Origin of the sequence: Jiella endophytica, from assembly GCF_004519335.1 — a bacterium.
GTDB lineage: Bacteria > Pseudomonadota > Alphaproteobacteria > Rhizobiales > Rhizobiaceae > Jiella > Jiella endophytica.
The window spans coordinates 229,311-242,060 of record NZ_SOZD01000006.1 but is presented as its reverse complement, the minus strand read 5'-3'; the positions used below and the strand labels follow the sequence as shown (position 1 = coordinate 242,060).

Genomic DNA, 12,750 nt, shown 5'->3' with positions numbered 1-12,750 from the left:
GCAGGAAAGGTCCGAGCCAGGCGGCGCGCAGTCGCCTATGTCGCTCGGAGCGATCCCGGCGGACGGGGCGCCAAGACCAGTCGAAGTCCAGTCAATCCCTCGAAGTCCAGTCAAGGAGTGCATGCGATGGCGAAGGTTCTCGTCCTCTATTATTCCAGCTACGGCCATATCGAGACGATGGCGAAAGCCGTCGCAGAAGGCGCCGAGAGCGCCGGCGCCAGCGTCGACATCAAGCGCGTCCCCGAAACGGCGCCGCAGGAGGTCGTCGAGGCGGCGCATTTCAAGACGGACCATCCCTATCCCGAATGCGATCCGATGGAACTGGCGAACTACGACGCGATCATCGTCGGCGTGCCGACCCGCTTCGGCAACATGGCCTCGCAGATGCAGTCCTTCTGGGACAGGACCGGCCCACTCTGGGCGAAGGGTGCCCTGGTCGGCAAGGTCGGCGGTGCGTTTGCCTCCTCCGCCACCCAGCACGGCGGCAACGAGACGACGCTGATTTCGGCCATCAAGACGCTTCTGCATCAAGGCCTGATGGTCGTCGGCCTGCCCTATGCCTATGCGGGCCAGATGACCATGGACGAGATCGTCGGTGGCTCGCCCTATGGCGCGACGACCATCGCCAAGGGCGACGGCTCGCGCATGCCGAGCCAGATCGAGCTCGACGGCGCGAAGTTCCAGGGCAGGCACATTGCCGAGGTGGCCGCCAAGGTCGCCGGCTGACATCGATCCGTCGCTGGATCCGGCTCGTACGGGCCGGGCCCCCACTGCGAGGATCACCGGCCTAAGTTTGAGAACGGTCGTCCGCAGGGGCGGCCTTTCATGCGCCTTTCCCCCATGGCTCTCACCCTTCGACCTATCGGTACGGCAGCGAGGCTGCTAGACGAACGCCAGGATCGATGAAGGAGAGCGCGGCATGGCGAGTGCGGAGGAACTGAAGCGGGCGGCGGGTGAGGCGGCGCTCGCGCATGTCGAGGACGGGATGCGGCTCGGCATCGGCACCGGCACGACGGCGGAGGCCTTCGTGCGGGCTCTGGCGGTGAAGGTGAAGGACGGGCTGACGGTCACCGGCGTCTCCACCTCCGAGCGTACCGAGCGGCTCTGCCGCGAGGTCGGCGTACCGATGGCGACCCTCGAAAACGTCCCGCAGCTCGATCTCACCGTCGACGGCGCCGACGAGATCGATTCCCGCCTCCGCCTCGTCAAGGGCGGCGGCGGCGCGCTCCTGCGCGAAAAGATCGTCGCCGCGGCCTCGAAGCGGATGATCGTCGTTGCCGACGAGAGCAAGCTGGTCGACACGCTCGGCGCCTTCCCGCTGCCGATCGAGATCAACGGCTTCGGCATGATCGCTACCTATCTCGCCATCCAGGACGTGGCCCGGCGGCTCGAACTGCCCTGCGACCTGACGCTGCGGCGCGACGGCGAAACGCCCTTCATCACCGACAGCGGCCACCTCATCCTCGATGCATCCTTTGGCCGCATTCCCGATCCACAAGCGCTGTCGCGCGCCCTTCACGACGTTCCAGGCGTCGTCGAGCACGGGCTGTTCCTCGGCCTGGCCAGCGAGGCGGTGATCGCGACGCGAGGGGGCGTCCGCCATCTGACCGCCTGAGCCGGCGGACCGACCGGGCGGCTTGCGCGATGCCGCAGGAGGCGCTAGTCCGCGCCGGAACGGGCAGGACAGCCATTCGCGGCGGGGCAGGGGCGGAGCTCGACAGGGGCAGCCGGCCCGGGGCGCAGATCAACCAACGGAGTCAACCAAGCGATGATCTTCAGTCAGTCGATGCGCCGCGGCGTTCTTGCCGCCGCCACCGCCATGTTGCTGTTTCCGGCGGCTGCCAGCGCCCAGCAGGCCACCGACCAGCAGAATGCCGGCCAGCCCGCCGCCGCCGAGGAGATCAGCGACAGCCATCTCGCGGCAGCGCGGGCGGCGATCGCGGCGATCCATGCGACCGACCAGTTCGACGAGATCCTTCCCAACGCGGCGACGCAGATCAAGTCCGAGCTGATCGCCAACCGTCCCGACATGGACTCGAAGATTTCCGACATGGTCGACGACGCCGCCATCGAGCTGGCGCCGCGCCGCGCCGCGCTGGAGACGGAAGTCGCGCGGATCTACGCCCGGCTGTTCACCGAGGACGAGCTGAAGAGCATCTCGGCCTTCTACACCTCCGGGGCCGGCGAGAAGCTGCTCGCGCAGGGGCCGACGGCGACGCGCGATATGGTGAGGGCGGCCGATGTCTGGAGCAAGGGCATCATCCGCGATCTGCGCCAGGCGGCGTTCGACGGCTTCCGCAAGATGAACGACGGTGGCGCTCCTTCCAACGGCGGCTGACCGGGCGTCGCGCTGAGCCGCCGCCTTGCGGCAGGGCCTGGGCACGCCTGGCTCGCGCATACGCCAGGATGCGTCAGCGCAGCGAAACATTTCGGATCGAAACATCGTAAGAGGCGATGACGGCCCCGACCATCCGGGGCGGAGATTGCCCGGCGGCGGCGCGCCGGGCCAGTGATCGGGACGGCACGCGATGAGCGCATATGACTACGACCTCTTCGTCATCGGCGGCGGCTCGGGTGGCGTCAGGGCGGCGCGCGTCGCAGCCTCGCTCGGCAAGAAGGTCGCGATCGCCGAGGAATACCGCTTCGGTGGCACCTGCGTCATCCGCGGCTGCGTGCCGAAGAAACTGTTCGTCTATGCCTCGCAGTTTCCCGAGGCCTTCGAGGATGCGGCTGGCTATGGCTGGACGGTCGGCGAGAGGCAGTTCGACTGGCAGAAGCTGATCGCCGCCAAGGATCGCGAGATCGAGCGGCTGGAAGGCCTCTACGAGGTGAATGCCGGCAAGGCCGGCGCCGTGACGATCACCGACCGCGCCGTCCTCGAAGGGCCGCACGAGATCCGGCTGATCGGCCGCGACGAGCGCGTCACCGCAGACCAGATCCTGATCGCCACCGGCGGGCGGCCAAACCGCCACCCGGCAATGCCCGGCGCCGAGCACTGCATCACCTCCGAGGAGGCCTTCCACCTCAAGGAGCTGCCGAAGCGTATCGCCATCCTCGGCGGCGGCTATATCGCGGTGGAATTCGCCAACATCTTCCACGGCCTCGGCGTCGAGACGACGCTGGTCTATCGCGGCAAGGAAATCCTCCAGGGCTTCGACGACGACCTCAGGCACGAGCTCCACCAGGCGATGGACAAGAAGGGCCTGCGCGTCCACTGCTGCGATACCTTCGAGCGGGTCGACATGCGCGAGGACGGGACCCTCGCCGCGACCTGCAAGAGCGGCGAGGTGATGGTCGCCGACCAGATCATGCTGGCGATCGGCCGCACTGCCAATACGGAAAATCTCGGCTGCGAGACGGCCGGCGTCGAGCTCGACGAGCGCGGCGCCATCAAGATCGACGACTATTCACGGACGAGCGCCGAAAACATCTATGCCATCGGCGACGTCACCCATCGCGTGCAGCTGACGCCGGTGGCGATCCACGAGGCGATGTGCCTGATCGAGACTCTCTATCGGGGCAAGCCGACCAAGCCGGACTACGGCTCGATCGCGACTGCGGTGTTCTCTCAGCCGGAGCTCGGTGTCGTCGGGCTGACTGAGCACGAGGCGGGCCGGCAATATGCCGGGCTCGAGATTTATCGGGCCTCGTTCCGGCCGATGAAGAACACCCTTTCCGGCCGCGACGGGCGGATGCTGATGAAGCTCGTCGTCGATGCGGACAGCCGCAGGGTGCTCGGCGCCCATATCCTCGGGCCGGATGCCGGCGAACTCGCCCAGGTGCTCGCCATCACCGTCAAGGCGGGGCTGACCAAGGACCAGTTCGACGCCACCATGGCCGTCCACCCGACGGCGGCGGAAGAGCTGGTGACGATGTACCAGCCGAGCTATCGCGTGAAGAACGGCGAGCGGGTCTGAGGCAGCGCACGTCCGTTCGGGCGCGCAAACTACGCTCCCGCTTGTTGATCACCGCGCATCGTGCTTTTCGGAAAATCGGTTCCGACTTTCGGGCCGATGCTGTAGGATCCGGCACGGACATGACCTTCGCACTCCCCTTGACCTCGGCGCTGATCGGTCGCTCGCTGCGGCGCTGGCGGCGGCTGAACGACGTCAAGCAGGAGACGGTCGCCGCGATGCTGGCGGTCTCGCAGCCGACCGTTTCGCGCTGGGAGGCCGGCCGCGGCCAGCTGACCGCCCGGGAGAAGGCGGCGCTCACCCGGATGATCGGGGCGCGGGCGGATTCGGCCGCCGACCAGGCGCTCGTCAGCCTCGTTGCCAATTCCTCCGAGCCGATGCACCTCGTCTGCGACCTGTCGCACCGGCTGCTCGCCGCATCGCCCGGCAGGCTCAGGAGCTGGCGCAGGAATGCCGTGGAGCTTTGCGGCCTGTCACTCTGGTCCTGCGCGTCAGAGGACATCATCGAGGCCGAGTGGCGGCTGCTTCAGACCGGCTGGCACGAGGCGGCCTCGGCCGAAATGCAGTTCACCACGCGTTTCCACGACTGCCCGACGCTGTGGATCGAGCCCGGCACCATCGTCTGGACTCGCATCCCGCTGTCGAACGGCACCATGGCGCGGCTGGTGCGGGACGGGGCCGACCGGACCGGCTGAATGAAATATTCCGGCGATTGAGCCGATCCGTCGCCGGGATCATGGTCGTCGCCATGACGACGACCCTTTCACCGCCCTCACTGAAGACGCTGCTGATCTCTGCCCTGACCGGGCTTCGCGGATGGCCTCTCGGACCTCGGCGGATCCCGGATGCGCGCCGCCGCGGCGCCGGTGGCAAGTCGCCGGACTGGCGGCGGGACCCGCTGACCCATCCGGATCTCGTACGCATGGACGAGCGCCAGCTTGCGGATCTGCCGTTTTCGCCCTTCCGGGTGAGCCCCGAATAGGCCGGCCCGACAAAAAACCGGTTCGATACCGCCATGGCCTTCCAACCGATGGCGGCCGAAGGGTCGGTGACGAGGTCCCAGCCAAGCTGTCGCGCGAGGACCGGCGAGCGGGTCTGCTGCGCCGTGGGAGCGATAGAGCGACCTCCGAGCGACAGTACGCACAGAGGCCGGGCCAACTCTGGCGCCGGGTGCGTGAAAGCGTCACGGGCTCGGCTATGAGCGGAACGCATTTAAGATCAACATGTTGTTCGGCTGCAAATGCACCGCCCCGTGTGGCCAGTAATGAGCAGACACCATGGACCATCCGGTCCTCGAAACGACGCCTGGCGAGATTTCATCGCGTTTCTCATCCCCCTCTTCAGACACGGACGGCCGGCAGGACGTCAGCCATTCGAGCGCGGGGCAGAAGGCAAATCCCAAAGCGCAACCCCGGATCGTCGGGCTGGCGACGGCAGTCCCGCCGCATCGGCTTTCCCAGAAAGACGTGGTGGCTCATGCGGCTGACATGTTCGCCGGGCGTTTCCGCGATTTCGAGCGGATGCGACCGGTCTTCGAAAACAGCGGCATCGCCAACCGGTATTCCGTCGAGCCGATCGACTGGTTTCACCGGCCGCAGGACTGGGAGAAGCGCACGGCGGCCTATCTCGATGGCGCGACTTCGCTTTTCGTCGATGCGGCGTCCAGGGCTCTGGATGACGCCGGACTGCGAGCCGAACTGATCGACACGGTCGTCACGGTCAGCTCGACGGGGGTCGCAACGCCCACCCTCGAAGCCCGCGCCCATCAGGAACTTGGATTTCGGCCCGATATCCGCCGGGTGCCGGTGTTCGGTCTCGGCTGTGCCGGGGGGGCTTCGGGCCTGGCGCTCGCTGCTCAGCTGGCCGGTGCCGCACCGGGTTCCCGGGTTCTCCTCGTCGTCGTCGAGACCTGTACGCTTGCCTTCCGTGACGATTCGCTGACCAAGAGCAACATCGTCGCAACGGCGCTTTTCGGCGATGGCGCCGCGGCGCTGGTGCTGACGACGGCGGCGGGGCCGGAAGGCCCGAAGGTCGTCGCGGCGGGCGAGCATCTCTGGCCCTCCACCCTCGACGTCATGGGCTGGAATGTCGACCCTGTCGGCTTTACGGCGGTGTTCTCCGCCTCGATCCCCACCCTCGTGAGCGAGCGCATGCGTCCCGCCGCGACGGCGATGCTGGCGCGAAACGGCGAGACTTTGGACGACGTCGACAATTTCGTCTTTCATCCCGGCGGTGCCAAGGTGATCGAGGCGCTCGAACCGACCTTCGCTCTCAAGGAGGGTTCGCTCGCCTGCGAGCGCGAGGTTCTGCGCGACTTCGGCAACATGTCGGCGCCGACGGTGCTGTTCGTCCTAAAGCGCAAGCTCGAGCAGGGACTGCGCGGCCCGACGCTGCTTGCGGCTCTGGGGCCGGGGTTCACCGGCAGTTTCGTGAGGCTGGACGCCTGAGGTGACCGGAGACGCCGCCTTTCCCATAGGGTTTGCCATCCTCGCCTATGTGACGGGGCAGCGTCTGGTCGAACTCCTCCTCGCGCGCCGCAACACGCAGCGGCTCATTGCGGAGGGAGCGTTCGAGGTCGCCTCCGGCCACTACGGTCTGATCGTGCTCGTCCATGCGGCATGGCTGATCGCGCTCTGGCTCTACGCGCAGGGAAGGCCGATCCTCGTCGTCCCGCTGGTGCTGTTCGCCATCGTCCAGCTTGCCCGCTTCTGGGTGCTGGCTTCGATCGGCCGGCGCTGGACCACGCGGATCATCGTCAAGCCGGGCGAGACGCTCGTTGCCAGGGGGCCGTATCGATGGTTTGCCCATCCGAACTATCTCGTCGTTGTCTGCGAGATCTTCCTTCTGCCGGCCGTGTTCGGACTCTGGGAGATCGCGATCCTGTTCTCCCTGCTCAATGCCGGCATCCTGATGATCCGTATTCCCGCCGAGGCTTCGGCGCTTCGCCGGCATCGCGGATGAGCGGCGCGGCCGGCCATCGGGCGTTCCGGTGATGACGGCCGGGACGCCGGCATCAGCTCCCTCGGAGAGGGTTTCGGCCGGAACATGGATCGGCTTTGCCGCCATGTGCCTCGGCATGTTCATGGCGGTGCTCGACATTCAGGTCGTCGCGACGTCCCTGCCGGCGATCCGCGACGCGCTCGGCATCGCGGCCGAGCAGATGAGCTGGATCCAGACCGCCTATCTGATCGCCGAAGTCATCGCCATTCCCTTGACGGGCCTGCTCACCCGCGCTGTCGGGATGCGAAGCCTCTTCGCCCTTGCCGTCGGCAGCTTCACGCTCGCCTCGATCGGCTGCGCCGCGAGCACCGGTTTCGCCAGCCTGGTGATGGCCCGCGTGGTCCAGGGGTTCTTCGGCGGCATGCTGATCCCACTGGTGTTTTCGGCGGTGTTCCTGCTCTTTCCCCTGCGCTTCCAGGGCCTCGCAACGACGCTCGCCGGCATGCTGGCAGTGCTCGCACCGACAGTGGGGCCGATCGTTGGTGGCTGGATCACCGAGACGGGCTCCTGGCACTGGCTCTTCCTCGTCAATGTCGTTCCCGGGATCGCCGCTTGCGGTCTCGGGCTGACGACGCTGCCGCGGGTCATGGGCGACCGCTCGCTGCTGCGCAGCCTCGACGTCGCCGGGCTGGCGCTTCTGGCCTTCTGTCTCGCCAGCCTTCAGATCGGGCTCAAGGAAGCGCCTGACGGCGGCTGGCTGACCGCGCCGGTCATGGCGCTTCTCGCCGCCAGCGTTCTTGCCGGCTGCCTCTTCGTGATGCGCATGCTCGGACGAATCCGTCCGATCGTGCAGCTTCGGGCGTTTCAGGACCGCGGCTTTGCCCTCGGCTGCGCGCTGAGCTTCATTCTCGGCATAGGCCTCTACGGCTCGGTCTATCTGATGCCGGTGTTTCTCGCCTTCGTGCGGGAGCATGGGCCACTGGAGATCGGTCTCGTCATGCTGGTGACGGGCGTTGCGCAGCTGGCGACCGCACCCGTGGCCGTCGCGCTGGAGCAGCGCGTTAATGCACGCCTGCTAACGCTCGCCGGCTTCGGTACGTTCGGTATCGGCCTCGCCATGAGCACGGCACAGACCGTCGAGACGGACTTTTCCGGCATGTTCTGGCCGCAGGTCGTGCGCGGCGCGGCGATCATGTTCTGCCTGTTGCCACCGACGCGGCTGGCGCTCGGGAATCTTCCGCCGGAAACGGTGCCCGACGCGAGCGGCGTCTTCAACCTGATGCGAAATCTCGGTGGTGCCATCGGCATCGCGCTGATCGACACCGTGGTCTACGGACGCGCGCCGCTTCACGCGAAAGCGCTCGCTGCGGGGCTTGCCGGGCTCGACCCGAAAGCCTTTGAAACCGTTGGAATACCATTGGAGGCGACGGCGCGAGCCTCCGACCCCGAGGTGGTCGCGGTCGTCAGGCCGATGGTGGAGAAGGCGGCAACGACACTGGCGATCAACGAGGCTTGGGCGATGGTCGCCTGCGTCACCTTCGTCGGTTGCGGCCTGGCACTGCTGGCACCGCGCCGCTCCGGCGCTGCCGGGGTCTCTGCCATGCATTGAAACGGGCCGATGGTCCGGCTCGGCGGCAGAGGTTTCGGCCTGCTACCCGCGGCCCGGAAGATTGCTTTCCGGTCGCTGGTACCAATCCCGCGCGCCGATCTACAGTGCCGCCATGTAGGTCGGCAGTTCGTCGAGGCTCGGCACGACGATCATCCTCTTCACCCGGCCGCGCTTGAAGGCTGCGAGGAAGCGGTCGTAATTCTTGAAGACGACGCAACCGTTCGACTGGGAGCGGTCGCCGCCGCCGATATACATGTAGGAGTGGGCGAGGAGGCCGTCGCGGTTGTACTTCTTGCGCCCGTCCGCCGGCAGGAGCCGGATGGCCTCGACGCCGTGGAACAGCGCCTCGCGCATGCGCAGATTGTAGACGTTCGGCGGCGTCGGGCCGCGCATCTTCTGGGCGACGTAACGCGGGTTGTCCTGCATGTGGCCGAGGCCGGAATGCGCTTCAAGCTTGCCGTCGCCGGGGAGATAGACGGTCTGGGCGGAGATGTCGTAGACGGCGATGCCGCTGCCTGCTCCCGGCAGCTTGGCCGAGCCGCCGCGACCGAACAGCTTTTCGAAGAAGCTGGGACCGTCGTCGGTGTCCCGACCCGGAACGTTCGGCCGGGTGCTGGCGACGGCGGGAGCGCGGCGCTCCGCCGGGCGCTGGGCCGGCTGCTCGGGCTGCGGCTGCGGGCTGGCGACCACCGGCGGGGTATAGTCGGGCCGGCGCTCGGGCAGCGGCACTGCGAGGGCGGTGAGATCGTCGCCGGCGGTGCCGAGCGGGCCCGGTCCGGCCTCGGGGCCAAGGCTTGCGACCTTGACTTCCTTGCCGGCCTGGGATTCGGGCCGCGACGCCGGCAGCGGGACCGCGGCGAGGACTGCCTCGCCCGCCGGCTCGGACGCTTCCGTGGCGATCTCGGCGTCGATTTCCGGGCGCAGCGACGGCCGCGGCACGTCGGCCGACTGGTAGGCGGCGACGGCGGTGCCTTCCAGCACGGGGCGCGGCGCCGGCTTCGGATCGAAGGCGGCGAGGAGCGCGAGCGCGCCCTGGCCGCTGGCCGGGCGACTGTCTGCCAGCTGGTGGCGCGGCTTGACGGTCGGTGCCGGTTCGTCGGCGACCTTGGCCTCGAGCGCCTTCGGGATCGCGCGCAGGATCGTCTTTGCGGCCTTCGGCGGCGCCGGCATCAGCGCTGCGACGGTGAGATTGTCCTTGCGGCTGGTCTCCGCGACGGTCGGATGGAAGACCCGGCCACCCCGCTCGGCGAGCTCGTGGCCTTGCGCCTGTCCGAAACCGGATTTTGCGGCGAGCGGCTCGAAGATCCGGCCGGTCCGATCGGCCTCGGCGTCTTGCCGGTGGCCGGCCCCCTCGAGCGAGGCCAGACGAATCATGCCGGCCTGCCGCTGGACGGCATTCTTCGCCGCGCGGCTCGCACCGGGCGCCTTCGACGATTCGGCGAGGAAGGCGATCGACCCGGCCGCGATCGCGGCCGTTGCCGAAATGGCCAGGGCGCCCGTCCAAAGGGCGCGACGACTGGAGCCGCGCGTCGCGCGCGCCGGCTGGCACCCCTCGGGGCGCATCCCCTCAACGTTCTCTGCGGTCAACCGCGTCCCCCATTCGCTTCATTCGCGATGATCGGCGGAGAGCCCCCTTTGCCCGACACCGGCGTTTTTCGCCGGCCCGCCAATCGTTTCATGCATCATCGGCGAATCTTGGTAACCAATTCGTTTCGCCCACCGAATTTTAACCCTGCCGGCCAAACCGGCAATGCCATGCAAGGCCTTGCCGGAGTACGCGTCGCCCGCAGAATGCGAGCGGCGATCGCCGGCATGACGCGTTGCCGCGCCGGGAAATCCAGGACGGCTCTGCGCCGCCATATGTGTTGAGTGCTGAACCCCTCCAGCAACTGTCAACGAACTTAACCTGGCGGAAGCGGCATAATTGCGGCAATTGATGCGTTTTTGCATCTGCTCACGGATCCGGCCGTCTTCGCCCGCCCCGGCGAGCCTCTCACGATCCTGATGTTGGCCGCAACTCATGATGCGAGTTCCCGGCGCAACCAAGCCAGCAGCGCCCCGGTCTCCGCCCGGTTGCCGGCCTGCGGGCTGACATAGACGCAAAACTCCCGCGGCCGATCGAGGCTCTCGCGGCATGGCCGCAGCAGCGAGCCGTCGGCGAGAAGCCCCGAAACGGTTCGCCGCCAGCCAAGGGCGATGCCCTGGCCGGCGATCGCCGCCTGCAGCACCAGCGGATAGCTGTCGAAGGCCATGACGTTTTTTGCGACGGCCTGCGGCAGACCTGCCAGCGCAAAAAAATCTGGCCAGTCGAGCCAGTCCTGCGGCGCGACGCGGTGGGAGAGCAGCCGGTGCTCCTGCAAGGCTTCAAGGCGGAGGGGCGGCGTCGTTTCTCCGAGATAATCGGGCGAGCAGACCGGGAAGACGACGTCGTCAACAGCGAAAGCGAGGCGGCTGGTGCCGGATGGCCTGCCGGCGGTCTGGATCGCCACGTCGAAACCTCCGCCGCTCTCGGTGAGCGGCCGGATCGATGACTGCAGCCGCAGCTCGATCTCGGGATGGGCGGCGTGGAAGCCCGCAAGCCGCGGCGTCAGCCAGTAGAACGCCTCGCAGAGCTGGCAGAACAGAACGACCTCGCCGCCGCGCGCGCTGCCGCGAAGCCGCGTCGCTTCCGCTGCGACGTCATCGGCCCGTTCTGGGTGACGCTGCGCAGCCTGCTCCTGACCGGCATGTGGTTCGCCTATTACGGCGCTTTGCCCGAGATGGAACTGGCCGTGGCGGCGGCGGCGCTCTACACCGCGCCGCTGATGATGGCGGCATTCTCGGCCCTGATGCCGGGCGAGCGAATCGGCCTTTCGGGATGGGTCGCCGCCGCGTTGGGGCTCTGCGGCGTGATGCTGGCACTGCGCCCGGATGCCGGCGCTCTGTCGCCGGCGACAGCGATGCCCTTCCTCGCCGCCGCCTGCTACGCTTTTGCGGCGATCGTCACCCGCCACCGCTGCGCCGGCGAGGCGCCGCTCGCCATGGCGCTGAACCTCAATCTCGTTCTGGCGGCGGCCGGCGCGGCCGCGGTGGGTTCTGCCGGGTGGTTCGACCTCGACGCAGGCGAGGTAGCAGGCCGGCTTGCCGCCTGGCCGGCGCTGTCCGCCGCCGACATCGGGCTCGTCTGCCTGCTCGGCGCGCTGATGGCGGTGATCGCCGTCGCCGTCGCTCGGGCCTATCAGCTGGCCGAGCCGGCGGTCGTCGGCCTGTTCGACAATTCCTATCTCGTCTTCGCGGTCGCCTGGAGCGCGCTGTTCTTCGGCGAGGTGCCGGGCCTTCTTTCTCTCGCCGGAATCGGTCTCGTCGGGCTGGCGGCCGTGCTCGCCGCCCGCAAGCCTCAGCTTGGCCGCCTGCCATCGAGGAGAAAGTCCGTCGCGACCGGCCAGAGCGGACCGCGCATCTCGCGGCGGAAGAAGCCCATGTGACCGATCTCGTCGCCGGCATCCTCGGGCCGCAGCCAGACCTCGTCGATCTCGGCATTGGAGAAATGCTTCAGGAGTTCCGCCACGGCCTTGGGCGTGCCCCAGCGGTCGTCGCCGATCCCGATCGACAGGAGCGGCAGGCGGACGTCGGCGAAGCGCTGCGATTCGGGAACGGAGGCGTCCTCGAACAGGAAATCGCGGTTGCGGCACCAGCGCGTCCAGTCCCGGAAGATCGGCCCGGCAAGCGCGGTGCCGAGGCCGGCGGCGGCCGGGATGTGGCCGAGCAGCCAGGTCGTCGGTACGCCGGCAATCGCCATCCGGGCGTACACCGTCAGCGGTTCGGCGGTGTTCCTGAAATAGCCGTTCAGCGAGGCGACCATGCAGTAGCGCTCGAACCGTTCCGAGACGCCGCTAAGGCCGAGGGCGACGCCCCCGAAGGAATGGCCGACGCCGACGATCGGCCCGTCCCCGACTTCGGCCTCGAGGGTGGCGAGGGCGGCCGGCAGGTCGTGGACGCCCCAGTGCTTCATGCGGAATTCGCCGGCCTTCGGCCCCTTCGCCGCGGCGCCGACACCGCGATAGTCGTAGGTGAGAACGGCGCTGGCCCCCTGTTCGACCAGATGAATCGCAAAGGCGCGATAAAAGCGCCGCTCCACTGCCGCAGCTTCCGAAATCAGCACCGCCGGCTTGCGTCCCTCGCCGGTGAACAGCGTGGCCGGAAGCATCACGCCATCGGCGGTCTCGATCGAGACTTCGCGCTGCGAGACCGGAAAGAAGGCCGCATGAGCGGTGGTGCCGGGTGGGTGGGTGAAGGTCGGCATTGGTC

14 protein-coding genes are annotated in these 12,750 nt (G+C 68.0%); 10 read left to right on the top strand and 4 right to left on the bottom strand.

Annotation, left to right across the window (positions count from 1 at the left end):
* The first annotated feature begins 126 nt into the window (after positions 1-126).
* From wrbA to E3C22_RS19425, 9 genes are all read left to right on the top strand, one after another.
* Complete coding sequence (gene wrbA / locus E3C22_RS19465; RefSeq protein ID WP_134763528.1) at positions 127-726, top strand: NAD(P)H:quinone oxidoreductase; 600 nt, start codon at positions 127-129, stop codon at positions 724-726.
* A gap of 193 nt (positions 727-919) precedes the next feature.
* Complete coding sequence (gene rpiA, locus E3C22_RS19460; RefSeq protein WP_134763527.1) at positions 920-1,615, top strand: ribose-5-phosphate isomerase RpiA; 696 nt, start codon at positions 920-922, stop codon at positions 1,613-1,615.
* Between the two features lie 153 nt (positions 1,616-1,768).
* A complete protein-coding gene (locus E3C22_RS19455) occupies positions 1,769-2,338 on the top strand; it encodes a DUF2059 domain-containing protein (RefSeq protein WP_245515083.1) in 570 nt (189 codons plus the stop codon).
* Between the two features lie 190 nt (positions 2,339-2,528).
* Positions 2,529-3,917 carry a glutathione-disulfide reductase gene (gene gor / locus E3C22_RS19450; RefSeq protein WP_134763526.1) on the top strand — a complete coding sequence of 463 codons (1,389 nt, stop codon included), beginning with the start codon at positions 2,529-2,531 and terminating at the stop codon, positions 3,915-3,917.
* A gap of 119 nt (positions 3,918-4,036) precedes the next feature.
* Complete coding sequence (locus E3C22_RS19445; RefSeq protein WP_134763525.1) at positions 4,037-4,609, top strand: helix-turn-helix domain-containing protein; 573 nt, start codon at positions 4,037-4,039, stop codon at positions 4,607-4,609.
* A 17-nt stretch (positions 4,610-4,626) separates the two neighbouring features.
* Entirely contained in the window at positions 4,627-4,896 is a 270-nt protein-coding gene (locus tag E3C22_RS19440) for a hypothetical protein (protein WP_134763524.1), read from the top strand.
* Between the two features lie 487 nt (positions 4,897-5,383).
* Positions 5,384-6,361 (top strand): type III polyketide synthase, encoded by a 978-nt coding sequence (locus E3C22_RS19435; RefSeq protein WP_245515082.1) that lies wholly within the window; start codon positions 5,384-5,386, stop codon positions 6,359-6,361.
* A 1-nt stretch (position 6,362) separates the two neighbouring features.
* Complete coding sequence (locus E3C22_RS19430) at positions 6,363-6,875, top strand: isoprenylcysteine carboxyl methyltransferase family protein (RefSeq protein WP_245515081.1); 513 nt, start codon at positions 6,363-6,365, stop codon at positions 6,873-6,875.
* 31 nt (positions 6,876-6,906) lie between these two features.
* A complete protein-coding gene (locus tag E3C22_RS19425; protein WP_206026989.1) occupies positions 6,907-8,463 on the top strand; it encodes a DHA2 family efflux MFS transporter permease subunit in 1,557 nt (518 codons plus the stop codon).
* 99 nt (positions 8,464-8,562) lie between these two features.
* Here E3C22_RS19425 and E3C22_RS19420 read toward each other — a convergent pair whose 3' ends face one another.
* From E3C22_RS19420 to E3C22_RS19410, 3 genes are all read right to left on the bottom strand, one after another.
* On the bottom strand, positions 8,563-9,837 hold the full coding sequence (locus E3C22_RS19420; protein ID WP_245515080.1) for a tlde1 domain-containing protein: 1,275 nt from the start codon (positions 9,835-9,837) through the stop codon (positions 8,563-8,565).
* A 231-nt stretch (positions 9,838-10,068) separates the two neighbouring features.
* Entirely contained in the window at positions 10,069-10,485 is a 417-nt protein-coding gene (locus E3C22_RS19415) for a hypothetical protein (protein ID WP_134763522.1), read from the bottom strand.
* Positions 10,482-11,054 carry a LysR substrate-binding domain-containing protein gene (locus E3C22_RS19410; RefSeq protein ID WP_245515098.1) on the bottom strand — a complete coding sequence of 191 codons (573 nt, stop codon included), beginning with the start codon at positions 11,052-11,054 and terminating at the stop codon, positions 10,482-10,484. Before E3C22_RS19410 ends, E3C22_RS19415 begins: the two co-directional genes overlap by 4 nt.
* On the opposite strand from E3C22_RS19410, the gene E3C22_RS19405 reads away from it, so the two are divergent.
* A complete protein-coding gene (locus E3C22_RS19405; protein WP_167591833.1) occupies positions 11,028-11,927 on the top strand; it encodes a DMT family transporter in 900 nt (299 codons plus the stop codon). The two genes, E3C22_RS19410 and E3C22_RS19405, sit on opposite strands and share 27 nt — an antisense overlap.
* On the opposite strand, the gene E3C22_RS19400 is transcribed toward E3C22_RS19405, so the two are convergent.
* Positions 11,840-12,745 (bottom strand): alpha/beta hydrolase family protein, encoded by a 906-nt coding sequence (locus tag E3C22_RS19400; RefSeq protein ID WP_134763520.1) that lies wholly within the window; start codon positions 12,743-12,745, stop codon positions 11,840-11,842. The genes E3C22_RS19405 and E3C22_RS19400 overlap by 88 nt on opposite strands.
* Between the last annotated feature and the right edge of the window lie 5 nt (positions 12,746-12,750).

Bases quoted from the DNA above. Each gene is read 5' to 3' on its own strand.
- wrbA (WP_134763528.1), top strand. From the start codon at position 127: ATGGCGAAGGTTCTCGTCCTCTATTATTCCAGCTACGGCCATATCGAG.
- rpiA (WP_134763527.1), top strand. From the start codon at position 920: ATGGCGAGTGCGGAGGAACTGAAGCGGGCGGCGGGTGAGGCGGCGCTC.
- E3C22_RS19455 (WP_245515083.1), top strand. From the start codon at position 1,769: ATGATCTTCAGTCAGTCGATGCGCCGCGGCGTTCTTGCCGCCGCCACC.
- gor (WP_134763526.1), top strand. From the start codon at position 2,529: ATGAGCGCATATGACTACGACCTCTTCGTCATCGGCGGCGGCTCGGGT.
- E3C22_RS19445 (WP_134763525.1), top strand. From the start codon at position 4,037: ATGACCTTCGCACTCCCCTTGACCTCGGCGCTGATCGGTCGCTCGCTG.
- E3C22_RS19425 (WP_206026989.1), top strand. From the start codon at position 6,907: ATGACGGCCGGGACGCCGGCATCAGCTCCCTCGGAGAGGGTTTCGGCC.
- E3C22_RS19420 (WP_245515080.1), bottom strand. From the start codon at position 9,837: ATGATTCGTCTGGCCTCGCTCGAGGGGGCCGGCCACCGGCAAGACGCC.
- E3C22_RS19415 (WP_134763522.1), bottom strand. From the start codon at position 10,485: ATGAGTTGCGGCCAACATCAGGATCGTGAGAGGCTCGCCGGGGCGGGC.
- E3C22_RS19400 (WP_134763520.1), bottom strand. From the start codon at position 12,745: ATGCCGACCTTCACCCACCCACCCGGCACCACCGCTCATGCGGCCTTC.